General features: G+C 37.4%; 21 protein-coding genes, 1 tRNA gene and 1 pseudogene. 9 read left to right on the top strand and 14 right to left on the bottom strand.

Annotated elements, in window-relative coordinates; genetic code table 11:
* Window positions 1-127 precede the first annotated feature (127 nt).
* The 6 genes and pseudogenes from ANA7108_RS0119835 to ANA7108_RS0119860 all read right to left on the bottom strand — a co-directional run bounded on the left by ANA7108_RS0119835 (window position 128) and on the right by ANA7108_RS0119860 (window position 2,922).
* Window positions 128-544: a type II toxin-antitoxin system VapC family toxin gene (locus ANA7108_RS0119835; protein WP_016952569.1), complete on the bottom strand. Its 417-nt coding sequence runs from the start codon at window positions 542-544 to the stop codon at window positions 128-130.
* Entirely contained in the window at window positions 541-786 is a 246-nt protein-coding gene (locus tag ANA7108_RS0119840) for a hypothetical protein (protein ID WP_016952570.1), read from the bottom strand. The genes ANA7108_RS0119835 and ANA7108_RS0119840 overlap by 4 nt, the downstream gene beginning before the upstream one ends.
* Window positions 787-862: 76 nt before the next feature.
* On the bottom strand, window positions 863-1,087 hold the full coding sequence (locus ANA7108_RS31035) for a hypothetical protein (RefSeq protein ID WP_016952571.1): 225 nt from the start codon (window positions 1,085-1,087) through the stop codon (window positions 863-865).
* Window positions 1,088-1,141: 54 nt separating this feature from the next.
* Window positions 1,142-1,213, bottom strand: a pseudogene (locus tag ANA7108_RS31415) (DUF5131 family protein); the annotation flags it as partial.
* A gap of 201 nt (window positions 1,214-1,414) precedes the next feature.
* The gene (locus tag ANA7108_RS0119850; protein ID WP_042490566.1) at window positions 1,415-2,278 is read right to left on the bottom strand and encodes an ABC transporter substrate-binding protein; all 864 of its coding nucleotides are present in this window, start codon (window positions 2,276-2,278) and stop codon (window positions 1,415-1,417) included.
* 59 nt (window positions 2,279-2,337) lie between these two features.
* Entirely contained in the window at window positions 2,338-2,922 is a 585-nt protein-coding gene (locus tag ANA7108_RS0119860) for a molybdenum cofactor guanylyltransferase (RefSeq protein ID WP_016952574.1), read from the bottom strand.
* 283 nt (window positions 2,923-3,205) lie between these two features.
* Between ANA7108_RS0119860 and ANA7108_RS28295 the strand changes: the two genes are divergently transcribed.
* From ANA7108_RS28295 to ANA7108_RS0119880, 4 genes are all read left to right on the top strand, one after another.
* Window positions 3,206-3,766 (top strand): tetratricopeptide repeat protein, encoded by a 561-nt coding sequence (locus ANA7108_RS28295; RefSeq protein ID WP_016952575.1) that lies wholly within the window; start codon window positions 3,206-3,208, stop codon window positions 3,764-3,766.
* A 245-nt stretch (window positions 3,767-4,011) separates the two neighbouring features.
* The gene (gene trpS, locus ANA7108_RS0119870) at window positions 4,012-5,019 is read left to right on the top strand and encodes a tryptophan--tRNA ligase (RefSeq protein WP_016952576.1); all 1,008 of its coding nucleotides are present in this window, start codon (window positions 4,012-4,014) and stop codon (window positions 5,017-5,019) included.
* A gap of 59 nt (window positions 5,020-5,078) precedes the next feature.
* Window positions 5,079-5,993: a methylenetetrahydrofolate reductase gene (locus tag ANA7108_RS0119875; protein WP_016952577.1), complete on the top strand. Its 915-nt coding sequence runs from the start codon at window positions 5,079-5,081 to the stop codon at window positions 5,991-5,993.
* 163 nt (window positions 5,994-6,156) lie between these two features.
* Window positions 6,157-6,858, top strand: a complete 702-nt coding sequence (locus tag ANA7108_RS0119880; protein WP_016952578.1) for a Uma2 family endonuclease — start codon at window positions 6,157-6,159, stop codon at window positions 6,856-6,858.
* Window positions 6,859-7,063: 205 nt separating this feature from the next.
* Here ANA7108_RS0119880 and ANA7108_RS0119885 read toward each other — a convergent pair whose 3' ends face one another.
* Window positions 7,064-8,863 (bottom strand): DUF262 domain-containing protein, encoded by a 1,800-nt coding sequence (locus ANA7108_RS0119885; RefSeq protein ID WP_016952579.1) that lies wholly within the window; start codon window positions 8,861-8,863, stop codon window positions 7,064-7,066.
* Window positions 8,864-9,168: 305 nt separating this feature from the next.
* Here ANA7108_RS0119885 and ANA7108_RS31420 point away from each other — a divergent pair, with 305 nt between their 5' ends.
* Window positions 9,169-9,375, top strand: coding sequence for a hypothetical protein (locus tag ANA7108_RS31420; protein WP_016952581.1), 207 nt, complete (start codon window positions 9,169-9,171; stop codon window positions 9,373-9,375).
* Here ANA7108_RS31420 and ANA7108_RS0119900 read toward each other — a convergent pair.
* From ANA7108_RS0119900 to psbZ, 5 genes are all read right to left on the bottom strand, one after another.
* Entirely contained in the window at window positions 9,372-10,637 is a 1,266-nt protein-coding gene (locus ANA7108_RS0119900) for a glutamate-5-semialdehyde dehydrogenase (protein WP_016952582.1), read from the bottom strand. The two genes, ANA7108_RS31420 and ANA7108_RS0119900, sit on opposite strands and share 4 nt — an antisense overlap.
* Window positions 10,638-10,641: 4 nt before the next feature.
* A complete protein-coding gene (locus tag ANA7108_RS0119905; RefSeq protein WP_016952583.1) occupies window positions 10,642-11,043 on the bottom strand; it encodes a hypothetical protein in 402 nt (133 codons plus the stop codon).
* Window positions 11,044-11,273: 230 nt separating this feature from the next.
* Window positions 11,274-11,345, bottom strand: a tRNA-Gly gene (locus ANA7108_RS0119910).
* A 233-nt stretch (window positions 11,346-11,578) separates the two neighbouring features.
* Window positions 11,579-12,136 carry a 6,7-dimethyl-8-ribityllumazine synthase gene (gene ribH, locus ANA7108_RS0119915; protein WP_016952584.1) on the bottom strand — a complete coding sequence of 186 codons (558 nt, stop codon included), beginning with the start codon at window positions 12,134-12,136 and terminating at the stop codon, window positions 11,579-11,581.
* Between the two features lie 196 nt (window positions 12,137-12,332).
* Window positions 12,333-12,521: a photosystem II reaction center protein PsbZ gene (gene psbZ, locus ANA7108_RS0119920; RefSeq protein WP_016952585.1), complete on the bottom strand. Its 189-nt coding sequence runs from the start codon at window positions 12,519-12,521 to the stop codon at window positions 12,333-12,335.
* Window positions 12,522-12,847: 326 nt separating this feature from the next.
* Between psbZ and ANA7108_RS0119925 the strand changes: the two genes are divergently transcribed.
* From ANA7108_RS0119925 to ANA7108_RS0119935, 3 genes are all read left to right on the top strand, one after another.
* On the top strand, window positions 12,848-15,541 hold the full coding sequence (locus tag ANA7108_RS0119925) for a CBS domain-containing protein (RefSeq protein WP_016952586.1): 2,694 nt from the start codon (window positions 12,848-12,850) through the stop codon (window positions 15,539-15,541).
* Between the two features lie 364 nt (window positions 15,542-15,905).
* The gene (locus tag ANA7108_RS0119930) at window positions 15,906-16,820 is read left to right on the top strand and encodes a hypothetical protein (RefSeq protein WP_016952587.1); all 915 of its coding nucleotides are present in this window, start codon (window positions 15,906-15,908) and stop codon (window positions 16,818-16,820) included.
* 53 nt (window positions 16,821-16,873) lie between these two features.
* Window positions 16,874-17,866: a pentapeptide repeat-containing protein gene (locus ANA7108_RS0119935; RefSeq protein ID WP_016952588.1), complete on the top strand. Its 993-nt coding sequence runs from the start codon at window positions 16,874-16,876 to the stop codon at window positions 17,864-17,866.
* Between the two features lie 150 nt (window positions 17,867-18,016).
* On the opposite strand, the gene ANA7108_RS0119940 is transcribed toward ANA7108_RS0119935, so the two are convergent.
* Both ANA7108_RS0119940 and ANA7108_RS0119945 read right to left on the bottom strand, forming a co-directional pair.
* Window positions 18,017-19,357 (bottom strand): TldD/PmbA family protein, encoded by a 1,341-nt coding sequence (locus ANA7108_RS0119940; protein ID WP_016952589.1) that lies wholly within the window; start codon window positions 19,355-19,357, stop codon window positions 18,017-18,019.
* A gap of 208 nt (window positions 19,358-19,565) precedes the next feature.
* Window positions 19,566-21,038, bottom strand: a complete 1,473-nt coding sequence (locus tag ANA7108_RS0119945; protein WP_016952590.1) for a TldD/PmbA family protein — start codon at window positions 21,036-21,038, stop codon at window positions 19,566-19,568.
* Between the two features lie 586 nt (window positions 21,039-21,624).
* On the opposite strand from ANA7108_RS0119945, the gene ANA7108_RS0119950 reads away from it, so the two are divergent.
* Entirely contained in the window at window positions 21,625-24,369 is a 2,745-nt protein-coding gene (locus tag ANA7108_RS0119950; RefSeq protein WP_016952591.1) for an AMP-binding protein, read from the top strand.
* Window positions 24,370-24,395: the final 26 nt, after the last annotated feature.

Here is a 24,395-nt window from a genome sequence, read left to right on the forward strand (position 1 = left end):
AATAAAGTTATGTTTTATAAACTTGATTTTACCCCGTAGGTTGGGTTGACGCAAGGAAACCCAACATTAATTATAATATCCTGGTGGGTGGTGTTGGGTTTCACTTCGTTCTACCCAACCTACAAATTCATGACGTGGAAGGTGCTACCCAATTTTCATATTCTAAATCAGGGATATTTTGAAAGTGTTTAATATTAGCAGTGATTAAAACGCATTTATTATTAATTGCTGATGCTCCAATCAGTAAGTCAAGGGGAGTAATTAATAAACCTCTCTGACGTAAATCTCTATAAATAATACTGGCAACATTAGCTGTATCTATATCAAGAGGTAAAATCTCGCTGCTATTGGCAAGAATTTCAAATTGCTGCAAAAGATTTCTAGCATCTTTGTACAGCAATCCACTTTTGATTTCGTAGTAGGTAAGAACCGAAAAAGTTAGATAACTGTGAAATTGTTGATATTCACGGAATTTTTTGACAACTTGTGTTTCACCTCGCAGAAAATATGAGAGGATATTAGTATCTAGTAAGGCTTTTTTCACAGTTCAATTTGCCTTTGCAAGTCTAGTAATCTTTGTTCTCCAATCTCATGTTCGAGGTTTTGTAAAAGTATAGTTTCTTCAGCACTGGCAATACCAGCAAATTGCATAAAATCTATATTCTTTGGATGCAGTAGTTGTTGACGCTGTGCTAATTGCTGGAAAATCAGTTGAGCAATTTCATTCTGTTCATCTTCAGGTAGCCGTGAGACGACAGCATAAGCTTGTTGTAAGAGATTAGTCATAGTTTTTTGTCGCCATTATCAAAAATTTTGGTAAGTTGATAAAACTAGATTAATTTTATCACAAACATTTTATCTTTCATAAGAAAACTTTATTTTTTATTAACTGTAAATTTATTTTAAATAAAATTGTGTTTTGTACTACAGAACCACCTATTAATGAACGAAGAAAAAATACCTTTGGAGATTCTGTTAAAGTTACATTTCTACCTAAGCAGTAAGTTGGAAATTTTCTTTTTTTAATTGTTAATTTTCGTGGAGATTGACCCCATTTTTTTTGATGTTCTTGCCAAGCTTCTGGCATTTCATCCCATATTCTACCATCTAATAACTTATCTCCAGCTTTAGAAGTTCTACCACCAATTTGCTTAAAGAAAAATGCAACTTCTGCTTTTTGGCATTGATCACGAATGTCTTCAGCCCATTCAATAGATGAAAATCGTTTATCTAATCGTCAATTATTTCCGCAAGAATTAAAAGGTATCAGTTGGTGAATAAAAGGTTATTGTACCTATTACCGGATGGAACGAAGTTTTTGCACAAGTACCTTGGATGATACGTATTGAACCAACAGCAGAGAATAATTTAGATGCGTTTCCCCTGGGCTGAAGCCCTGACTACCAACTTTTAATTATTTTACTAATAAAGCTTTCTTCAATTGCCAAGAAGCTTTCTCAATCGCATCTAAACTACCTGGATTTACCAATCCATAATAATCAAAAACATAAACTCTGTTATTTTTAGTAGCTTGTAATTTCTGCCAAAACGGTTCTTTTTTTAAGGAATTTAATAAAGTTGGTTCGGCATTAACGACTATTAAAACTTCTGGATTTGACTCTAAAACTTTCTCTGCTGAAAGTGTTACATACCCACCAATGGGACTGTTACCTTGTAATTCGGCAGCTATATTTTTAGCCCCAAATCTGGCAATTAAATCACCAGCCCAACTGTTTTTATTTGGTGTTAAAATTGGTTGACGACTAACTAAAATTAAAGTAGAAGGATTTTGAGTGAGGTTATTAGGTAAAAGGGTTTTGTAGCGATTTAATAAAGGTTTTGGATCGATATCAATTTCCTTAGCAAGTGTTTTGGTTAGTTCTTCTAGAGATTTCCAGCTATTTACTTGAGTCGATAAAGTGCGTATTCCTAGCTGCTGAAGTTTTTTAATCGGTACGTCAGAAAAGCCAGTTGTACCAATGACTAAATCTGGTTTTAAAGCAACAATTTTTTCTAAATTTGGCGGACTTTGACCTTCGCTGATACGGGGAATATTTTCAAATTTGGAGTTATTTTTAAATAAGCTACTACCAGTAATTCCGACAAGTTTACTTTTATCTAACTGCAAGATAATATCAGCTGCGAGAGAGGAAAGAGAAACAACTCTTGTGGCTGATGTTATGTTTGACTTTTGTGGTGGTATTTGGGTTGTTGCTGTGGTACAGGAGAATAAGAAGAGGGTGAAGATGAGTGCTATTGCAGATGATATCCAAGGCATAATATGATTATTGTTTTTTAACGCGGAGGGACGCGAGATGAGTTTGTTTTTATTATGGCTTAATTAACTATAAATTGCTGTACATCTTCTGGGGTGTTACAGTTAAAGAGGATATCAGGTTCTGATAATGGTAAAACTTTTACTGGATATAGTTTTAGCCACTGTTGAAATGAGCGTCCCCCTTGGTTGATAAAATCTAATAGTAGAAGTAAACAACGACTGCGATAAAAACCACAAAGTGGTTCCCAACCTTGAGGATTTTTTACTAAATAGGCAATATTTTCTTGTTCTACAAAATCTAGTCTTTTCACCCAATCTTGCAACACTTCAACTTGCAAGTTCGGTAAGTCGCAAGCTAATAATAATACCCATTCTGTTTTTACTTTCTCCAGTCCTTGTGCAAAACCTACTAGGGGTCCTTGTGTATCAGTGGGTGTTTCTTGTATAAATTCACATTGAGGCAACGGCAAGTGTTGATATCGTTCTGGCCAAGGTGTGACTATATATATGGTATCGGTGCAACTTTTTGCAACATTGCAAACTCTTTGTAATAAGGGTATTCCCTGAATGGGAATTAAAGCTTTATCTTCTCCCATACGAGAACTTTTGCCTCCTGCTAAGACTATAGCGGTTAAATTAATCATAGGAACAAAATATTTTTTGCTACGTCTAATGACAAAGTTAATGTCACAATGCTACTGTCACAATAGTTCTTATCTTTTTCAGCAGCTATGTCACCAGGCAATTTCAGGGAATGATAAACCATATATTGTACCGATTTAGAACTTTGACGTTGTCTTCTATGTTTACCCTATATATATTCAGTTTTAAAATTGACATAATAATAGAAAAAATTAATCTCAACAATCCCATCAATATCACAACTATCAAACATCCTGTAAATTCTTTAATCCTGGATATCCTGATATGGCTACGCCACGCTTCGCTATCAGACAATTAAAATCCCATCAACATCACAACTATCCCGCCTCCTGTAAATCCTTAAATCGTGGATATCCTGATATGGCTACGCCACGCTACGCTATCAGACAAAAAAATCATCAATATTTTACGGATGCTTACCCCAATAGATGTATTAACTATTATCCACTAGGAAACGGTATCAATGCTATGTCCAATTATAATCAAGCAGTTGCTCAAGATGTCAACAACTTAGCAGCTATCAATAATATAGCCTTCATTAAATATGAACAAGGAGAGATAGAAACAGCGATTAAACAATGGCAACAAGCCATCAAAATTAACAATCAATCTGCTGAAGCTACCTTAGCTTTAGCTGTAGCTTTATATGTTAAAGGAGAACAACAACAGGCTTATAAATTAGCTGAAACTGCATTAAAATTAGATAAAAACTTTGCTGATTTTCATTGTATGAGAAAGAGTCTTTGGGGTCAAAGCATAATTACTGATGCTCAAAAATTGCTATCTACACCCAAGATAAAAACCTTGTTATTAGAGTTGCGTTAATATCAATAAAAACCCCTTAAGAAGAATGTAGAGATTTTGCCTGAAACGCCTCTATATAGAAAGTGACAGGGGACAGGTGAAAGTGTAAAAAGTCTCTTAATATCGAGGTTTCATACAGCAGTTTTCATGTATTTAAACTACGCTGTTGATTTCTCTCTGCACCTCAGCGTGAGAAAAAAATGTGGTTTATTTACCTGAAAATAGCTGTAACATAGTCGGGGTATTAGCTTCGTTAACTGAAAATTATGGGTAAGCAGCGCGTTCTGTCGGGAGTTCAACCAACTGGTAACTTACATTTGGGTAACTATTTAGGTGCGATTCGCAACTGGGTAGAAATTCAAGACCAGTATGAAAATTTCTTTTGTGTGGTGGATTTACACGCCATTACTGTACCGCATAACCCCGCCACTTTAGCGGCTGATACTTACAAGATTGCTGCTTTATATTTAGCCTGTGGTATTGATTTGAGTCATTCTAGCATTTTTGTCCAATCTCATGTTTCCGCCCACAGTGAACTCACGTGGTTGCTAAATTGCATTACTCCCCTAAACTGGTTGCAAGATATGATCCAGTTTAAGGAAAAAGCCGTTAAACAAGGTGAAAATGTCGGTGTGGGTTTGTTAGATTATCCCGTGCTAATGGCGGCAGATATTCTGCTTTATCAAGCGGATAAAGTGCCAGTGGGTGAAGATCAAAAGCAACATTTGGAACTAACGCGGGATATTGTCAACAGATTTAATCATCAATTTGCGAAAAAAGCACCTGTATTAAAATTACCAGATCCTTTGATTAGAAAGGAAGGTGCAAGGGTGATGAGTTTGACAGATGGAACAAGGAAAATGTCAAAATCAGATCCTTCAGAATTAAGCAGAATTAATGTTTTAGACTCTCCAGAGGAGATTACCAAGAAAATTAAACGCTGTAAAACTGATTTGGTGCGAGGTTTAACTTTTGATGATTCAGAACGCCCAGAATGTCATAATTTATTAACTCTCTATACCCTACTGGCTGGAAAAACCAAGGAAGAGGTAGCGGTTGAATGTGCAGATATGGGTTGGGGACAATTCAAGCCTTTGTTAACAGAAACAGCAATTAATGCTTTAAAACCAATTCAAGAAAAATATCAGGAAGTAATGGCAGATAAAGGTTATTTAGAGTCAGTTTTGCGAGATGGTAGAGAAAAAGCGGAAACTATAGCTAATCAAACTCTCATGCAAGTAAAAGCTGCTTTAGGTTTCTCTGTTCCTCTTTAAGGTTTAGGCTTTTAGGTGTAATTTGTTTTACCCTGTAAGAAAACCGAACTGATCACATTATGCCGGATACCCATAGCTTCAGTGCTTTAAATAACTTCCGTAAAGCAGCCCTTGCGGGTGAATTTCTCATTACCGCTGAAGTTGCACCTCCCAAGGGCGGAAATCCCACCCATACCATCGAAATGGCGGCGACTCTTAAGGGAAGGGTTCATGCTGTCAATATTACTGATGGTAGCCGCGCTGTGTTGGGAATGTCTTCTCTAGCAGCTTCGGTGATTTTGTTGCAAAATGGAATTGAGCCGATTTGCCAAGTTGCTTGCCGCGATCGCAATAGAATTGGAATACAAGCAGATTTGATGGGCGCTCATGCTTTGGGTATCCGCAACATTTTAGCTTTAACTGGCGACCCTATAAAAGCCGGTGATCATCCTGAAGCAAAAGCTGTTTTTGATTTAGAAGCTGTGCGATTATTGCAGTTAATTAGGAAGATGAATCAGGGTGTTGATTTTAATGAAAAACTGCTCAATGATGGTGCATTAGATTTATTTGCAGGTGCAGCAGTAGATCCTCAAAGTAAAAGTTGGTCAGGTTTGCAAAGTCGTTTTGAAAAGAAGATAGAAGCCGGGGCGCAATTTTTTCAAAGTCAATTAATTACTGATTTTGAAAGATTAGAAAAGTTCATGGATAAAATTGCATCTAGTTACAATAAACCAATTTTGGCTGGAATTTTTCTGTTGAAATCGGCAAAAAATGCCCAGTTTATTAATAAAGCGGTTCCAGGTGTGAATATTCCTGAACACATTATTGATAGGTTAGCAAAAGCGAAACAGCCGTTACAAGAAGGGATGAAAATTGCAGCGGAACAAGTGCAGATTGCGCGGGGATTGTGTCAGGGTGTGCATATAATGGCGGTGAAGCGGGAAGATTTGATTGCGCCAATTTTGGATTTAGCAGGAGTGGGAAAGGTTAGTTAGAAGGAAAAGCGGCGTTGCATAATTAAAGTATGAATTTAGTAGAGACGTTACATGGAACGTCTCTACAAGGACTTTGACATCACGGATATTTAAATTCAGTCGTTGTCTCTGATATTGCTAATTTTGCTAAACTAAAACAAACCTCATAAAATCCGAGGAAGTTATGAAATTTACTACAGATCCTCCCTATACAGAAACCAGTCTCCCAGACCATACCCAACTCCCAGAGTCAGACGGTAAATTTGTGAAAAATTGGCAAGAACACCCCCAAAGCATTTTGCTAACAGAGTCCATCACACCAGTATTACAAAAACGTCATCCAGATGGTCAGTATTGTATTGGTCAAGATTTAGGAATCTACTGGCGTATTACTGACCCTCCAGAACGCGGTGCAGAAGCTCCAGATTGGTTTTATGTTCCCAATGTACCACTTTTATTAAATGGTCAATTTCGCCGTTCCTATGTGCTATGGCAAGAATATATTTCGCCATTAATTGCCTTAGAATTTGTTTCAGGAAATGGCGCAGAAGAACGAGATAAAACTCCTTGGCAGGGTAAATTTTGGATTTATGAACAAGTAATTAAACCTGCTTTTTATGGCATTTATGAAGTCACTAAAGCCAATCTAGAAGTTTATGAATTAATCGGTGGACAATATCAGCTATTATCAGCAAATGAACGGGGACATTATCTAATGACACCTATGGGTGTTGAAATAGGGTTATGGCAGGGAGAATATAAAAATATGGAATTACCCTGGCTGCGTTGGTGGGATTTGCAAGGTAATTTGTTGTTAACTGGTGAAGAAAGAGCAAATCGCTTGGCTGCACAATTACGTGCTTTGGGGGTTGAACCGGAAGCGTAATATTATTTTGGATTTTGGGTTAAAAATGCTATGGCGAAACGCCCGCTGGAAGCGATCGCATTTTAGATTTAGCGGAGGTGGGAAAGGTTAGTTAAGCATGAGGTGTGATACCTGATTTCATAAAGAAGTCGGGTATATAGATATAAGAAATAGATTTGATGGGTGATAAATGTTTCATCCTGATATCAACTTCAAGTTTTCACATCTAAAAGATGTCTAGTCTGTCTAGTCCCCAAACTTTCATAGCGATATTAACTAAAATTTCTTGACGTTTATTAATAGCTTCATAATCCCACATTCCAAAATGAATTAGTCCAAGACTAACCATTGCACGATTTATTTGTGTATTATTACCAACATGAGGTTTTTCAGCCAAGGAACGAGTAATCAATATTTTTGATTGTTGATATCCCAATAGTTTATTTTGATAGTTTTTATCAGAAATAGAACTATTTATAGTTTTTTCTAATAAAGTCAAATTACCGAGTTTACTAGAATAAGAATCTTGTTTAGCTTGAGGTAAAATATGTTCAATAGTGATTGATTTATCTAAGTAAAAATCTAGAGATTCAGAGTGACCGAAGGCTTCTTTTTCAACATATTGAGTTATTTTAGCTAATAAATAACGTAACCGATACTTCGCTAAATTTGATCCAGAAGTTTGGCTTACAGATTGTTGAAATTCGTCTTTCAATTCTGTGATTTGAGGGATAAAATATTTATCAACAAAATCATCTAGATTTTCAATAGTTTTCACACATCTTAATTCCCTTGACCAAATAGCAAATTCTCTAGTAATATTAAAGTCTTTTCGCCTAGTTTTTCTAGTAATAGAAATAATAAAAAATAAGTTTTCAATATAATATGATAGTTTTTCAAAAATAGCTTTTTCTAAAAAATGTCCTCCTAGCAATAATAGTAAATGAGCTTTGACTCTACCTTGGATTTTACCAATAGCTTTTAAATGTAAATTATCTGATCCATCAATATTTTTTCCCTGACTAAATTTACAATAGTGATCAGCAGCTAAAATAAGATCATCGAGAAATTTCACGGGATTACTTTGAATACCTTGTTGTTCTCCATATTTAAGAAACCAATCGTAAATTTCTTCTTCTGGAAAACTATTTGATAAGTCAACCTCGTAATGAGACATCAAATAATATCGTAAAAATTGTAAAGGTTGTTGTTTATTTTCATAGAGTAATTTTAAAAGTTCTTCCCACTTTTTCGTTAAAGCTTGCCAATGGCGGTCTCTTGCCTGTTCTTTCGCCGTATGAATGAATAGGTAATTTTTCAATAAATCAACAGGAGTTAATCCTATACCTCTTTCATTAATTGTTTCAAAAACCTTTAAAGCATTTGTTAAATTAGGGGTTTCAATTCTAATTAATTTAGTTCGGTTGGCGATAGCTGTCGAAACTTTTTTATATAATTTAATATCTTCTTCTAAATTTTCTGAAAAATATTTTTTAATCACTTTCCATGCTTTCGCTATATTATCAGCAGACGCTGAAGATTGTAGTAATAACTTCTCAGGTTCTTGTCCATCTAATATATAATCATTAATCACTTTTTGCCCAAAGCTATCATATTGAAGACTTAATCGAGGTTTGTCAATATCTTCGCCTGTGTCTGTACTTTGAGTAGTACCTTGTAAATAACCTTCTATCGCTTTTGAATTATCACCCAGTTTTTTAATAGAATCTCTAATGACACAAAAAATCAGATATATAGTAGTGAGTCTTTGTTGACCATCTATTAATTGAAAAGTTTGTTTATCATCAGTAGAATCTGGATATACAACAATCGAACCTAAAAAATACTCGGATAAAGTTGTATCTCCTTCGTCTAGACCTAATCCTTCAAATAAATCTTCAAGTAATTTTTGAACCTGATCTTTTTGCCAGACATATTCACGTTGAAAATCTGGGACAATATAGAAATCCTGAAAGATTGTTGAAAGACTGAGGTTTCTTGATTCAATAGTAGGAATAGTAGACATAAGTTTTTATTTTTTGAATTATCTTAAATAATGAATTTCGATTAGGGAAGTGAGGCTGTAAAGATCCATCATAAAATTATACTACAGACACTGCTTCAGTATGAGAGATCGTTTCTTATTTCTCTTGCAACATCACTTGTTTACGCTCTTTATACTCAATATACTGACATAGAGCATAATTGATAAGCTGTTGTGCAGCTAAATATTGCGAAAAATCCATGAGTTCTTGAAAATCCTGAAAGTTCATCAAACCCGGTAAATTATCAGTAATTCCCTGTTATTTTAAGTGACGCAAACAAACACTCATGACTTCAGTTACAGCCATGAGTGTAGTCAGGGGAAAAAAGACAATTTTAAAACCCAAATTTGGCCATTCTGTGGCAGAAAAGGGGGGGAGCTTTGCCACCTTCAACAAAATTTACTACCAGTGGCACATGAGGAAAAGCAGCGGCTTGGCAATTCTGCCACAAATTGAGGTGCTTTTTACTGCTAACCGCTGCTGTAACTCCTAAAACCGTCCATTCCCCTGGACAATATGCTTCACAGTCGTCAAAGTCTCCAAACTAATAAATCCCCGGCGATGTCCTTTTTGATTCGACATTCCCAAAAATACTGCATCTCCCCGTGAAGAGTTGCGGGAAAACCGAGGGGAAGCATTGATGTAGGTGGAGGCGCTGTTGACTCCTAAAGCAAATTGCCGACTTTCTTGGTAAGATTCTGTGACGATGCAATCAGCATGACTGCTACTATATTGATTAATCCAAGCGATCGCACTTTCTAAGCTATCCACCAATTTAAAAGCTACTGTTTTCGTTAAATATGGCGTTCCCCATTCTCCCTCTTTCGCTAACTGCAACTGGGGAAAAGCTTCTACTAATTCCTCATCTGCTTTGAGTTCAAAGCCTTTATCCTTTAAACTATTCCACAACACAGACAAGGAAGATGGTAAAGCTTGACGATGAATAAGAACCTTTTCAATGGCGTTGACTGGATCTGGTTCACTCTCATGACTATCGAGAATCATCCAGCGCACCATTTCCAAGCTACTATTGAGCGACCAGTATAGGTAACAATTACCCATCGCTGACTTTAAAACCGGACAAGTTGCTTGTTTTATTACCTGTTGGATTAAGCTAGAACGTCCATAGGGAATAACTAAACTGAGATACTGGTCTTGAGTCACTAAATCTCGAACAGAAGCACCATGTTCAGATGTAACTAATTCTATACAGCCTGGTGGTAAACCAACTTCAGTAATAGCATTTTGCAGTACTTCTACAATCGCCGCGTTAGAATGACTAGCTTCTGTACTACCTTTGAGAATCACACTATTACCAGTTTTAATACAAAAACCAGCTGCGATCGCACCCAAATCAGGAAAAGCCTCATAAATAAATCCAATTACTCCCAAAGGCATCAACTGAGTATAACTTTGGGAGTCTTCCTGTTGATAATCGGCAGTTCTCACCCGTCGCAAGGGATCTGATAATTCCCCTAAGCGTTGGAGAATCTCCACTGTATTCTCTAACCTTGAGGGAGTTAGCTTCAACCAATCTAAAATCAACTCTGATACTGCCATTTCTCGACTTGCTTCTAAATCCAATGTATTGGCTTCAAGAATGTCGTCGAATGAATGTTTTAGTGCTTGTGCCATTGCCAACACAGCACGACTCCGATCTATTCCCTTAGTGATACCTAACTTCAGGGAAGTTTGATAAGCGCGTCTAGCACTCTTGATAGGTTCAGGAAAATCATCAAAAACTTCAACGGTCATTGAGTTAACGTCTGTAGGTAAGCCAGACCATAATTACTGGCGGGATAGCCAACAGCAATGTTATTACCCAAACAACGATGCTTGGAACATTTGCCAGCCGTGCTAATAATAGCCATATAATCACTAGCACGAAAATAATGCCCAGCGCTATTGGCCAATAATTTTCTCTCCATCGGGGTTGGACAATGCGCCAACTATTTCCTGTCCAGCGCCAAGCTTGCTTATACGGATAGGTGGGAGAAAGTTTTTCTAGCACATGACCATTATCTTCTACAACGAAAATTTGCTGACAGCGATCGCATCCAAATGCATCTGTTAGCGTAATCGGGATTAACTGTCCACGGCGACGGCAGGGACAAATATATTCCGTATTAAGATCTATTTTTTCAGGTTTTTGAGATGGCACAAGCGATATAAATAACTTGAGCGTGTTTTTCTTAACTGTTCTAGCTGAAGACCCCAAGAATTACTTCCTGGACTACTATTTCTAGTATATTTCTGGCTGCATTGTACTTGCCATTTTCAAATTGACAAAATACTTAGCACTAAAAAACTCCGCTCCCTTTGACCTTGTTCTCACATAAACAGATGCCATCAGCGGTTTAATAATCTGAGTTTTCTAAATATTAATTGAAAAGCGGGTAACGCGATTCGAACGCGCGACATCAACCTTGGCAAGGTTGCGCTCTACCACTGAGCTATACCCGCAACTTTCACATTAATATAACTATCTCAGATTTATCCCGGTTTGTCAACCCCTAAATTTATGTTTTTTGGTGATTGGTGATTGGTAATTGGTGATTGGTGATTGGTGATCGGTGATTGGTAATTGGTGATTGGTGATTGGTGATTGGTGATTGGTGATTGGTAATTGGTAGACAAGATGAGCAAATATTGATATTTCTTCTGCCCCCTGCCCCCTGCCCCCTGCCCCCTGCCCGCTAAACCACCTCTGACTCCACGGGATTTTGGATTGCAGCTGGAAGGGTTTGAGCATTCCGAGCATAAGGTTCTGCTAGGTTAGAGCGTAAATTACGCATCAGGCTGGCCATTTCTATAGCATTCATGGCATAATCCCAGCCGTGATTACTTTTAATTCCGGCTCGCTCTAATGCTTGTTGCATCGTGTCCGTTGTCAAAATGCCAAAAATCACGGGTACGCCTGTTTGAAAGCTGGCAGCAGCAATACCCTTAGCTACTTCAGATGAGACATAATCAAAATGGGGCGTTTGTCCTTTAATCACCGCACCCAGACAAATTATGGCATCATAACGATGGGAGAGCGCCAACTGCCGAGCCACGGTAGGAACTTCAAAGCTGCCTGGAACCCAAACATAGTCTACTTGATTGCCTTGAGGATCGGGATTTATACCATGACGTTTCAGACAATCTTGACATCCTTCTACAAGTTTGAGAGTAACTAAGTCATTGAATCGACCAATCACCATTGCAAACCGCAAAGGCTCTGTTTGAGTAAAATTTCCCTCAAAAACTGCCATGACTGCCTCTTAAATTAACTATAAATTCTTAGCCAATACTCTTTTCTGCCTTCAATATAGAGGAGCAGGAAAGCAAGTTTAGGAAAAAGTCATCAGACAAAAGAAAATCTCTTTTTCAGCTTTGACCTTATTACCTGAGCTTTTCTGCTCCTCTAAATTTTTATGTTATGCGCTTGTGACTGTTTGTAACCGTCATCTACACCACAAAAAAGTTTAATATCCCGACTAAAACCACTAAGATCGTCCAAACTCCAGAACCAACCCACAGTAGCTTTTTCGATTCAACCCAATTTTGAGGGGTTGCATAAGCGACAGGAACGCCAATCACCAAGACAAAAGACATTAGAACTAGAGATACTAAAGCAAATTGGAATACTAAGGTCATTTTTACTTTTCCCAACACAGCGATATCGTAACTTGTCCCAAGACTGTCGCTGTATGATGGACAGACTGGGTTGTTCAGTGACCCCGGTGAACTCACTTGATCTTCTGAACCATTAATATTTTACGTCCGGTTTGTAACAGATGATCAATTGTCATTAGTCATTATCTCCACCTGCTTCTTCTCCCTGTTCCCTGCAACCTCTCCCTCTGCTCTCTATTACTGTCACCTGTCACCTGTCACCTGTTACCTGTCACCTGTCACCAATCACCAATCACCAATCACCAATCACCAATCACCAATCACCAATCACCTGTCACCTATTCCCTATGGATTTAATTCTTTGTCACACAACTGCTGATTTTGACGCTTTGGGGGCGGCTGTTGGCTTAACTTGTCTGCTGCCAGGGAGTAAGATTGTCCTAACTGGGGGAGCGCATCCGCCTGTACGTGACTTTTTAGCGTTACATCGGGATGAGTATGCGCTAATTGAAAGACGTTCGGTTAATCCAGAAAAGATTCGCTCTTTAACGGTTGTAGATACTCAACAGCGCGATCGCTTGGGTAAAGCTGCTGAATGGTTTGATTTAGCCAATATCCAAGAAATCGTAGTTTATGATCATCACCTCGGACAAGATAGTGATATTCCCGCTACACAATTATATCTTGATCACGTGGGCGCTACGACAACCTTAATGGCGGAAGAATTACAAAAACGTCACATTTCTTTAACTTCTGCCCAAGCAACTGTCATGGCTTTGGGTATTCATGTCGATACAGGTTCGTTAACTTATAGCCAATCGACACCCAGAGATGCTTTAGCGTTAGCCTGGTTAATGCAGCAAGGAGCAAGTTTAACCGTAATTTCTACCTACCGTGACCCTGGTTTATCGCCACAATTACAACAATTATTAAGTCAGGCTTTGGAAACTTTAGAGTATATCTGTCTCAGGGGATATACGATAGGTTGGGTGACATTAAAAACAGATGGTTTTGTGCCAGGGTTATCAAGTTTGGCTACAGAACTGGTCGAATTAACAGAAATTGATGCCATCCTGTTGGCAAATGAATATGCTTTAAGTGATGATGAATGGCGATTAACGGTAATTGGGCGATCGCACATTTCCGGTACAAATCTGAATCTTCTCTTTCAAGTATTTGACGGTGGTGGACATTCTCAAGCTGCTTCCTTGAATCTTCGTACACAAGACTCACAGCCGATCTTGCAGCAACTCCTAGATGGGTTAAAAGCCCAAATTCCCCACCCTCCCACAGCTAGGGATTTAATGTCTTCCCCAGTCCGCACCATTCGACCTGAAACCACAATAGCCGAAGCGCAACGTATTTTACTACGTTACGGCCATTCAGGTTTATCTGTTGTTAATCCCCACGGGCAATTAGTTGGTATAATTTCTCGGCGCGACTTAGATATTGCTTTACATCATGGTTTTAGTCATGCACCAGTGAAAGGATACATGACCAATAATTTAAAAACCATCACCCCAGATACCACCTTGCCACAAATTGAGTCCTTGATGGTGACTTATGACATCGGACGTTTACCAGTATTAGAAAATGATCATCTAGTTGGTATTGTCACCCGCACCGATGTTTTAAGGGAATTACATCAAGCCGATATATTTGATGGAGAAATACACAAAGATGGGGAAATTAATATTAATTTGCCACAATTGCAAAATAAATTAAATCCGCAACTTTGGCAATTACTCACCACCGCATCTCAAGAAGCAGAAAAACGCGGTTGGCACCTTTATTTAGTTGGTGGTGCAGTGCGGGATTTGCTGTTAGCAGAAGCTGAAACTGGCACTTTAATGATTAATGATATTGATTTAGTCGTTGATGGTTTTCATAAAACAGCATCAGTGGGTGCAGGTGTAGAATTAGCAAAAGCACTCCAGGAAATTTATAAAAATGCCCGTTTAGAAATTCATGGTGCTTTTCAAACTGCTGCTTTATTATGGCACAAAGACCCAGAATTAGATTCATTATGGGTAGATATTGCCACTTCTAGAACTGAATTTTATCCTTACCCAGCCGCAAATCCTGAAGTAGAAGCGAGTTCAATACGTCAAGATTTATATCGACGGGATTTTACCATTAATGCCATGGCATTAAGGTTAACTTCTCCTCGTGCTGGAGAATTACTGGATTTTTTTGGTGGTTTCTTAGATTTACAAGCCAAGCAAATTCGGATTTTACACGCTAATAGTTTTATTGAAGATCCTACTCGAATTTATCGCGGTGTCCGCTTTGCTGTCCGGTTTAATTTTCAAATTGAAAAGCAAACAGAAGCATATATTCATTATGCCATAAATAGCGGAGTTTATGATCGCACTTCCCAAGAAAATACCAAAACACCAGCTTTACAAACTCGCCTAAAAACAGAATTAAAATATATATTAACAGCAACTTATTGGCAATCAGCCTTAAAACTACTTGATAATTTAGGCGCTTTACAGTGTATCCATCCTACCCTAAAATTAGATTCAGAACTCTACCGACAATTGAATTTATTAGAACGTTGTTTAGGGAGATTTGATAAGCAAAAAACCTTGACAAATTGGCATATTCGCCTAGAAGCATTAATCAGCTATTTAAAACCAGAATATCGAGCAAAAGTAGCCAAAAATCTGCAATTAGCTGATGATAGTATTGCCAGATTAAAGAATTTATCCCACATTCAAGCTGAGATAATCACATTATTACCTACTTGCGATTATCCCAGTCAAACTGTATATTTACTTAGAAAGCATGATTTACCAACTTTAATTTTAATTGCTTTACAAAGTTCCCGAAAAATCAGAAGAAAGATTTGGCAATATTTAACAACATGGGTAAATGTGCCACCTTTATTAACTGGGAATGATTTAAAACAATTAGGTTATAAACCTAGTCCAAAATATAAGCAAATGCTTGATGATTTATTGACGGCAACTTTAGATGGCATGATTAAAGATAAAGCCGAAGCTAGAGAATTTTTAACCAAGCATTATCCTAGGTAATTTAGAATATTATTAAAGCCATGGTTGAGTAGCGCTGTCGTTTAATTTAACGTAGATTTTACTTCTGTAATATCATGCTTCCTTAATTACTTATCAAAAAAACTTTTCGCATTAGTCCTAATTATCAGTCTTTGATATCTGAGTTGATATAGCGCTTTTAATTTAAATTAAATATACTACATTAGAGGATGGCGGTTCCTGGGGACGGTTATTACTATACACTTTTGTTGCTATTAGTTTCTTTTACCCGTGTCCCCCTGTCTTCCAGCCTTGTTCTAAACTGATAGAAAACTTTTACTATCCACTAGAGCGCTACTCCAGTTATAATTTATTCCTATCGGATACCTGTGCCGGAGATCTACCGATGAAAACTCTATCTAACCTTGATCAAGTAGCGAAATACCTAGAACAGCATGAAAACTCAACACGGATTAAAAAATTAATATACTGTGTATGTAAAAAGAAGTGGGAGAACGATCCAAATACGCTAAATAGCTGTACAGTAAGAAATTTAATTCAAGAATTATGCACATTAAACCCAACTTTATATAAGTTAAAATTATCTTTATCTAAAGTTGTCAAAAGCCTGAACAAACAAGCTGAATACGCTTTAGTTGCCAGTATAGTTTTTAATGAAGTCCAGAAGTTATATATCAAGCAAAATCAATCAACAGGAACACCATCAAGTCCACTCAATCAGGAGCAACATATTTTTGATAATTCTGAACAAATATCATCAAACTTAGTATATCAATCGCCAACAATTGAAATCAAATCTCAATATGATCAATTTGATTTACGGCAAAATATTATGAAATATACTAACCCCCTCAGGGCGAAGATAGTTCTATTTTCTGCCCTTTACAAGAATTTTACTTTCAAGGAAGAAGACTGGTTCAAACTCAGAGCCGAAGAACTTGATAGTTTATTGCAGAAATTGTTTGATTCTTGTTCAAGCATTCAAGAGATTGAATCTAGACTAAATAATATCGTCATATCTGGGAGTGATCCAGATGAAAATGCTCAAGCAGTAAGTGCAATCATCCAATGTATGCGAGGTTTGTATGGCAATATTTCACCCAAAACAAACCAATATCAACCAATCAACAGCTATTCATCTCAAGAAACTAGACCTATATCTAATGTTAATAGTGAAATCACATCAACTGCTATTAATCATATCTATGAGAATGAAATAGATGATGATAATACCTGTCAATTTATGGCACCTCCTACGAAAGATATGTTCAATAAAAACAGTGATGGCGACTTTCGATAATTTTTTATTCTAGGGAAAATCGAAAAGACTTCATTAATTAACAGGGTACAAATATGGATGCTAATGAACTTTTGCAGCGATATGCAAATGGAGAAACAAAATTTATTGAGGCAAACTTAAATGGAGTAAATCTGTTTGATGCCGACTTGATTGGCATAGCCTTAAATAAGGCGGATTTGCGTAACACTATTCTAATTTTTAGTTATTTAAGTCGGGCAATACTGAACAAAGCAAATCTAACTTCAGCCAAGTTAAGTGGTGCAAACCTCAATCAAGCGAGTTTAATAAGTGCCAATTTCCATGATGCTGATTTGCATGGGGCTACTTTGCAGGGTGCTGATTTGCGTAATGCCAATTTAACCTTAGCGGATATGCTGGATGCTAACTTAATGGATGCCGATTTGCGTGGTGCCGATTTAAGTGGTGCTAACTTAACAGGTGCGTGTTTGCGTGGTGCTAACCTGCGAGAAGAAAAGAGAATCTATTCTGCTATTCTCCGAGGTGCTAAACTGCACAAAGCTGATCTGCGGGGAGCTAACTTAACTGGTGCAGACTTAGCTAAAGTTGATCTGAGTGGTGCTAACTTGAGTGAAGCAATGCTGCGTTATGCTGATTTGAGTGGTGCTGACCTGAGTGGAGCGATTTTATACAATGCAACTTTGAGCGACACTAACCTGGTAGGTGCTAATTTGAAAGGTGCTAACATGATGAATTCTAGGCTAGAGCGGTCACATCTCAATGATGCTGAACTGACAGGTGTTAACTTGTATGGTGCAATTATGCCAGATACAAAACTGAACAGAGCCAAATTAAGTCATGCAAACCTGAGTTTTGCCAGGTTGAGTAGAGCAGATTTAAGTCGGGCTAACCTGTCTCAGGCTAATCTAACGGAAGTAGACTTGGTTGATGCTTATCTTGCTAGAACAAACTTGAGTGGGGCTAATTTAAGCAAGGCAAATCTGATCAGAGCAGAAATGAGTACTACAAATATGACTAATGTAAACTTGCATGATGCAGTAATGCCTGATGGAAAAATTAACTACTAAAAACATAATATAGTTTTTCAGTAATTTATTTTTTGGTGTTCCCCGACATACCGTAAAATGGTGGGTTAAGTTGTCACTAACCCACCCTACTAAAAATTAGTTTAGCACTAATAAATGCGGCTCACTTCCTTGCTATCTGGTGAAAATATCTTACTCACCAGTAATAGAAAGTTCATTCACCCAAATTCTGGGAGAAACTCCACCTGGTGTTAACTCCACCTCTTTCTCCACATAAACAATTGACTGCAAAACTTCCAAGAAATCACCAGCTACGGTTGCCGATTCAATACTGGTTTTTTCACCTTTGTTAATTAGCCAACCATCAAACGGCAAAGAAAACGAACCTTGTAAAGATTTAACACCTGCATGGAGAGCTTGTAAATCATCAATCAAAATCACATTTTCCGCAGTTTCTAAACTCAATTCTTGATCAGGTGTTCCGGCTGCAAAAACGTGATAAAAATTGGGACTTACACTCACCTTTGCGCCAATACTAGCATTACCTGTAGGTTTAGTATTAAACCTTTTAGCAGTTCCGGCACTGTGGAGAAAGCTGGTTAAAACACCATTTTCTATCAACTTTACCTGACGGGTAGGTGTACCTTCACCATCAAAACTTTCTGCACCAACATTAGCTGGATGTAAAGCATCATCATAAACCGAAAGTAAAGGTGAAGCAATTTGTTTACCGATATCTTCCGCTTTAGATAAACTTTGATTGTCAAGAATACTTTGAGCGTTGAATAAATTAGAAAAAGCACCCAATAAACTTAAGAAAGCTTCCGGTGAGAAAACAACTCGATATTTACCAGTTTTGATTTTTTCATAATTCAAATGACTGATAGTTTTCTCAGCCGTTTCTTTAATACAACCAGCAATATCTAAATCCGCTAAACTTTCCTTAACTCGATAAGCACCTGCACTACGTGGTTTCTTATTTTCTTCCTCAGTTTTGGTGTAAAGATAAATCGAAGCTAAAGAATGAGATTCTGTTCTCACAGCACCATCACTATTGACATAAAACCTGTCAATATCCCTTTGTGCCAAACCATTATAAGGCACACTTGTAATAGCAGGATGAGTAGACATAAGTTCTTTCTCTGCTACTAATAATTTATCTATTAGTTCAGAAACTGGGGCTTGGGCTACTTTTTCGTGATGTGTATTAGGAATAGGAACAGTTGCTTCTGGACTAAAATCAGGAATGTTTTCTTTTACTCCAAAAAAACTAGCTTCATAAGCAGTTTTCAAAGCCAATTCTAAACCCAGAGGATCTACATCTGTGGTGCTAGTCACACCCATTGTATTCTCTTCATTCCAAACTCTAACAGTTACTCCAGAACGATTAGAAGCCTTAACTTGTTTGGGTTCACCTTGGTCAACTTGCACACTTGTATCATCTACAGTTGAACCGTAAATATCAAACTTCTTAATGCCAAGTTTAGCGGCATTTTCTTGAGCGTAAGTTGCAATTTCTTGAATCTTTGTCATATTTCAATTCACAATCAAAATCTAAGAACATAGTAGGTTGGGGAGCCACCGTTGTGGACGGGTTTCCCGGCTTGAGACGAGTGGCGTTTGACACAAGGAAACCCAACACAAATAATTCAACAAAACAAACTCTTTTGTTGGGTTGCGCTGTCGCTTAACCCAACCTACGTAAATTTTTGCTCATTCACAATCTAAAATCTAACATTCCTTAACGTCCACCAACTGTTATGGAATCAACCTTGATATGAGGTTGACCAACTGTGGTGTAAATGCTGCCACTAACAGAACCACAAAAACCGGGTGCAAGTTCTAAATCTTGGGAACACATAGAAATTTTATTCATAATTTCCTTAGCTTCACCAATTAAAGTAGCGCCTTTTAACGGTTTAGTAATTTTGCCATTTTCTATTAAATAAGCTTCATCAACACTAAAGTTAAATTGACCTGTAGCACCGACACTACCGCCACCCATTTTTTTACAGTAAATACCTTTATCAACAGAGGCAAATAAATCTTCGTTGGTGTATTCGCCAGTATCAATATAAGTATTTCGCATCCGACTAGCGGCAGCAAAAGTGTAATTTTGACGGCGGCCACTGCCTGTTCTCGGATGTCCGGTACGTACTGAACCAGTTCTATCAGCTAAGAAATTTTTGAGAACACCTTTTTCAATTAATAATGTTCTTTGTGCCGGCATTCCTTCGTCATCCATATCAATTGTGCCGAAGGCATTATCAGCGCGTCCTTCATCCCAAGCTGTTAAACTTTCATGGGCGATTTTTTCACCTTTTTTATCAGCAAAGGGTGTGGTATTGCGTTCAATTTGGGTAGTTTCTAACAGGTGTCCGCAAGCTTCGTGGAAAATTACGCCGCCAAAGTGATTGGCCATGATAATGGGGTAAGTTCCTGATTCTACGTAATCTGCGTAAAGCATTTTACCGGCTGATTCGGCGATTTGTTCAGATGCTTGTTGATAATCCCAAGTTCTCAGGAAATTAGCATCGCTGGTGTTACCTGCACGTTCAGCAATGGAGGCGCGGTTAGCACCGTCAGCACAGAGAATATTAAATCCTACTGATTGGGTGAGGCGGATATCACGGGCAAATGTACCATCACTGGCAGCAACTAAAACTTCTTGCCAGTCACGGAAATAGGAAGCGCGGCGTGATTGGACGTGGGTAGCTTTTTTATTGAGTTGGGCAGTACCATCAAGGAGAACTTCTCCCATTTCGCGGATAGAACTACATAGAGGTAGCCAGCCATCTTTGCCACGTTTGGTGGCGTAGTCTCTCAGTAATTCGAGGTTAATTTCGGGAATGAAAGCATTAGCTGTAGGTAGTTGTAATCCTAAGATAGAAAGACCTTTTTCTAAGGCTGCTTTTAACCCGGAAAATGTCAGGTTATTGGTGCTGACGTAGCAGTCAGCTTTGCCTCGAAATACTCTAACTCCTGCACCTGTGGCTAAACTGGGAGAAATGCTGGTGATGATGTCGTCTTCTGCTAGACAACTGATGTAGTTACGACGTTCTAAATAGAATTCGATAAAATCAGCACCAGCGGCGCGTCCAAGTCCCAAAAGGGTTGCCAGTGGGGCTTCCCAGGTTTCATCAAATCGTTCTGAGGTGGATGAATACTGGAGAGTGGGGAGTTGATTCGAGAGAAGTAAGGTATTTGTAAGCATGAATTGCCTCGTCTGCTGGCGTTATCTACAGATGTGACTGAAAAAATCCTGGTGTGTTAAGTCTAACAAATCAATGAAAGTCACTGTCGGCAGTTAGGCTGTAGAGGTTTCCTCACCTCAGAACTGCGACTAATTAAAATTTAGGGCTAAATGTAGCAATAAATATATAGAAATATATAGTTTAAAATCAAACATTTTGTTTTGCGATCGCTATTGCCAAGGTATGAAAAATACCAAAGCTATTTTCTGACATCTATTTTGTTAATAGATATACAATTCTTATATTTAAAGTATAGATAAAGATTTGATGAAAGATAATAGTAACTATTGGCAATTACGAGTAAGTGCCTGTACTATCTGTTTTAAGTAAGTAGTGCAAGGTAAATAATTAAAAGTTTGTAGAGAGGAATTTTGATATAAAAGTAGGGCTGTAGCCCTGACTAAGAGTAAATTTTAACATTTGTGACTTGACATAATCTGATTTATTTTTGCCTACTGACTTAATAAGTCTAACCATGTTTTTGGAAGACAAAAAAGCCCAATATCTATAACTGTATAACCTGTAGTTACTTTTTTTAGATTATCTATGAGCAATATTTACCGTACGTTTTCCCACAATTTATTCAAACAAAAACTTGTTTGTCAAAAATTAGTTTTTCCTCCCAAAGGCTTTATTAGCTTTGATTCAGGAGATATTCAGCAATCTATACAAACTCGTTTTGAACAACAAGTTAACAAATATCCTCATGCTATTGCTGTCAAAACTAGTAATAAAACTCTCACTTATAAACAGCTAAATCAAAATGCGAACCGATTAGCCAATAATATTCTTTTACAAAAAAGAGAAAAGTTAGAAGTGATTGCATTGTTACTAGAAAAAGGTGCAGATTTTATTACTAGCATCTTTGCAGGATTGAAAGCAGGAAAAATCATCGTACCTTTAGATCCTACATTTCCCATTGATAGACTAGCTTATATTCTCGAAGATTCTCAAGCTGTTATGATTATCACCAATAATCAAAATTTAGCTTTAGCCTATGAATTAACTACTAATAATTGTCAAATCTTAAACATTGATGAAAATATTAATAACATCTCTACTAAAAACCTCAACATTGATATATCACCTGAAACACCAGCTTATATAATTTACACTAGTGGCTCGACTGGTAAACCTAAAGGAGTAGTGCATAGTCATATTAATTCGCTACATTACTGCATGACTGATACTAATACTTTACTTATCAGTCCAAAAGATAGAGTAGTTTTTCTGTATTCATGCAGTGCATTAGGAGGATTATTATGTATTTTCTACACTTTGCTAAATGGTGCGGGACTCTATTCTTATGATGTCAAAAAAGAGGGATTAACGAATTTAGTTAACTGGCTAATAGAATCAGAAATTACTATTTATCATTCATTTACTACTCTGTTTCGACATTTTGTAGAAACTCTCACAGATAAAGAAGATTTTTCCAAAATTCGGTTAGTGAAATTAGGTGGTGAAGCTACCTTAATTAGAGATGTAGAAAACTACAAAAAGTATTTTGCTGATAACTGTGTTTTGTATGCGAGTTTAGGCGCAACTGAAACTGGAACTTTCAGAAATTTTATTGTTGATAAAAATACGAAAATAGTGGGTAGTAATGTTCCCATTGGCTACCCAGTTGAGGGTATGAAAGTTGTGCTGTTAGATGAAACAGGACAGGAAATAGAAAGTGATAGTATTGGCGAAATCGCTGTTAAAAGTAAATATTTAGCTTTAGGTTATTGGCAAAAACCAGAACTGACAAAAGCTGTATTTTTATCTGATCTTCAAAATGAACAAGAAAGGATATATCGCACTGGTGATTTAGGGCGTATTGAGGCTGATGGTTGTTTGGTTCATATGGGAAGAAGAGACTTTCAGGTAAAAATTAGAGGCTTCAGAATTGAAGTGACAGAAATTGAGATGGAACTGCTAAATATTGGCACTCTCAAAGAAGCTGTAGTTATAGCCCGTGAAGACATTCCTGGAGATAAAAGATTAGTAGCTTATGTTGTTTCTAAACAAAAGTCTGCACCGAATATAAAGGAACTAAGACAACGTTTAAAAGACAAATTACCTGACTACATGATGCCTAGCACCTTCGTGTTTTTGGATGCATTACCATTAACACCCAATGGTAAAACAGATCGCCGATCTTTACCAGCACCTGACTTAGGAAAACCAGAGATAACTGCCAACTTTACGCCTCCCTGTGATGATGTAGAATATCAACTAACGCAGATTTGGGAAGAATTTTTAAAAGTTCAACCTATTGGTACAGAAGACAACTTTTTTGAATTGGGAGGAAATTCCCTATTAGCTGTGCGGTTATTTGCGGCTATAGAACAGAAATTTGGCAAAAAACTGCCTTTAGCATCTTTGTTTCCCATAGGTACAGTTGGTGCGATCGCTCAAATTATCCGTCAAGAAGCAGTTTTAGTAAATAGCTTATCAGCAACATCACATCAATCATCTTTGGTAGCAATTCAACCCCAAGGTTCAAAACCACCGTTGTTTGTCATTCCCCCTCTTGGTGGAGAATTGTTGTGTTATCGAAATTTAGCAATACATTTAGGACTTGAACAACCTGTTTATGGACTACAACCTCAAGGACTAGATGGAAAACAGCCTCCTTTGACGACAGTAGAAGACATAGCAGTCCACTATATTCAAGAAATACGGACTATTCAACCAGAAGGAGTTTATTTTCTAGGAGGGTATTCTTTTGGTGGTATTGTTGCTTATGAAATGGCGCAACAACTCCACAAGCAAGGTGAAAAAGTGGGTTTTTTAGCTATGTTTGATACTTGTCGTCCAGGGTCTTTCCATCGTTTATCATTTGTAAAGCGAATTCCCTTACATTTAAAAAATATTATCCAAGGAGGTCTCCGTTACTTTTTGAAAAAGATTTTAGGTTGGAGCCGACACACTAAATACTATATCAAAAAGGGATACGAGAATTATCTAAATCTTGCACCTCAAGTTGTGAAGATGTCTTCAACTGCAAAAGCAACTAATATGCATTTAGAAATCGTAGGTGCTAATACCCAAGCTTTGCAGAAATATAGTTTTCCAGCGTATTCAGGTAGAGTCAGTTTATTTAGAACTGATGATCAAAATCGCAGTGATGATATCGGTGTAAAATACGATTCTCAATTTGGTTGGGGTGATATAGTTAAAGGAGGATTAGATATTTATCATATTCCTGGTTCTCATCTTTCTCTTCTTGATGAACCTTATGTTAGGGTGCTGGCGGAACAATTGAAAGAGTGTTTAGAAAAAGTGCAGATGAATGATGTTTAATTAGGATTTGCTGAAAAAGTTTCATA

The sequence above is a fragment of the Anabaena sp. PCC 7108 genome, assembly GCF_000332135.1.
GTDB lineage: Bacteria > Cyanobacteriota > Cyanobacteriia > Cyanobacteriales > Nostocaceae > Anabaena.

What these genes read in the sequence shown, in the direction of transcription:
- ANA7108_RS0119840 (WP_016952570.1), bottom strand. Translation starts at nt 786, where the DNA reads ATGACTAATCTCTTACAACAAGCTTATGCTGTCGTCTCACGGCTACCT.
- ANA7108_RS31035 (WP_016952571.1), bottom strand. Translation starts at nt 1,087, where the DNA reads ATGCCAGAAGCTTGGCAAGAACATCAAAAAAAATGGGGTCAATCTCCA.
- ANA7108_RS0119850 (WP_042490566.1), bottom strand. Translation starts at nt 2,278, where the DNA reads ATGCCTTGGATATCATCTGCAATAGCACTCATCTTCACCCTCTTCTTA.
- ANA7108_RS0119860 (WP_016952574.1), bottom strand. Translation starts at nt 2,922, where the DNA reads ATGATTAATTTAACCGCTATAGTCTTAGCAGGAGGCAAAAGTTCTCGT.
- ANA7108_RS28295 (WP_016952575.1), top strand. Translation starts at nt 3,206, where the DNA reads ATGGCTACGCCACGCTTCGCTATCAGACAATTAAAATCCCATCAACAT.
- trpS (WP_016952576.1), top strand. Translation starts at nt 4,012, where the DNA reads ATGGGTAAGCAGCGCGTTCTGTCGGGAGTTCAACCAACTGGTAACTTA.
- ANA7108_RS0119875 (WP_016952577.1), top strand. Translation starts at nt 5,079, where the DNA reads ATGCCGGATACCCATAGCTTCAGTGCTTTAAATAACTTCCGTAAAGCA.
- ANA7108_RS0119880 (WP_016952578.1), top strand. Translation starts at nt 6,157, where the DNA reads ATGAAATTTACTACAGATCCTCCCTATACAGAAACCAGTCTCCCAGAC.
- ANA7108_RS0119885 (WP_016952579.1), bottom strand. Translation starts at nt 8,863, where the DNA reads ATGTCTACTATTCCTACTATTGAATCAAGAAACCTCAGTCTTTCAACA.
- ANA7108_RS31420 (WP_016952581.1), top strand. Translation starts at nt 9,169, where the DNA reads ATGACTTCAGTTACAGCCATGAGTGTAGTCAGGGGAAAAAAGACAATT.
- ANA7108_RS0119900 (WP_016952582.1), bottom strand. Translation starts at nt 10,637, where the DNA reads ATGACCGTTGAAGTTTTTGATGATTTTCCTGAACCTATCAAGAGTGCT.
- ribH (WP_016952584.1), bottom strand. Translation starts at nt 12,136, where the DNA reads ATGGCAGTTTTTGAGGGAAATTTTACTCAAACAGAGCCTTTGCGGTTT.
- psbZ (WP_016952585.1), bottom strand. Translation starts at nt 12,521, where the DNA reads ATGACCTTAGTATTCCAATTTGCTTTAGTATCTCTAGTTCTAATGTCT.
- ANA7108_RS0119925 (WP_016952586.1), top strand. Translation starts at nt 12,848, where the DNA reads ATGGATTTAATTCTTTGTCACACAACTGCTGATTTTGACGCTTTGGGG.
- ANA7108_RS0119930 (WP_016952587.1), top strand. Translation starts at nt 15,906, where the DNA reads ATGAAAACTCTATCTAACCTTGATCAAGTAGCGAAATACCTAGAACAG.
- ANA7108_RS0119935 (WP_016952588.1), top strand. Translation starts at nt 16,874, where the DNA reads ATGGATGCTAATGAACTTTTGCAGCGATATGCAAATGGAGAAACAAAA.
- ANA7108_RS0119940 (WP_016952589.1), bottom strand. Translation starts at nt 19,357, where the DNA reads ATGACAAAGATTCAAGAAATTGCAACTTACGCTCAAGAAAATGCCGCT.
- ANA7108_RS0119945 (WP_016952590.1), bottom strand. Translation starts at nt 21,038, where the DNA reads ATGCTTACAAATACCTTACTTCTCTCGAATCAACTCCCCACTCTCCAG.
- ANA7108_RS0119950 (WP_016952591.1), top strand. Translation starts at nt 21,625, where the DNA reads ATGAGCAATATTTACCGTACGTTTTCCCACAATTTATTCAAACAAAAA.